A 646-nucleotide genomic window follows, 5' to 3' on the forward strand; every position below is an offset into this window, starting at 1 on the left:
ACGGTATGCTGGCTATTGGGGGGTTGGCGGTTCAATCGACCAAACCGTAAATTTGTTGTAACGTTTGTTTTCGCGCAATCAAGCGAAAAACCGATCGGGCCGGACTTTGCCGTGCCTAAGCGCATCCAGCGGTTGAGATCGGAAGGCGTAACGAGGCCGCCTTCCGGTCGGCAGTCAGCAAGCACCGTGCCCGGCGCATCGGCTTCTCCCAGGTCGCTGGCGACACTGGGGCACCGCTGAAATCGTGAAGGCGGGTATAGAGCGCAGGCGTCACCACACAACCAATGCCGAGCGTGGAAGCCGCCTCCAGGTCGGCGGCGGAATCTTCAATCGCAACGGTTTCGCGCGGGTCCAGATCAATCGCGACAAACGCGAGGCAATAGACTTCCGGATCGGATTTCTTGGCACGGACATCTTCACCGCAGATTCGTACCTCCAATCGCGCTGCCAAATCGGGATCGAATAAGCATTCCATCAATGTGTTGGCGTTCTCGCGGCCGGTGGTCGTGGCGAGTTCCAGGGCCAGCCCCGCATGGGTTGCTTCACGAACAAGCCGCACAATCCCAGGCTGGGCCGTAGGCGGCGTGTCGCGGATCATCCGCTGGTAGAGCGCCGACTTGGTTTCTCCTTTCTGGATTTTGGTTTT

1 protein-coding gene is annotated in these 646 nt (G+C 59.0%); it reads right to left on the reverse strand.

Annotated features, from left to right (window positions below):
* Nucleotides 1–115: 115 nt before the first annotated feature.
* The coding region (locus ACLD7X_RS17775) for an HAD-IA family hydrolase (RefSeq protein ID WP_411425018.1) at nt 116–646 on the reverse strand (531 nt) is incomplete at its 5' end.

Origin of the sequence: Aphanothece microscopica RSMan92 (assembly GCF_046613545.2) — a bacterium.
Classification (GTDB): Bacteria; Cyanobacteriota; Cyanobacteriia; order PCC-6307; family Cyanobiaceae; genus NIES-981.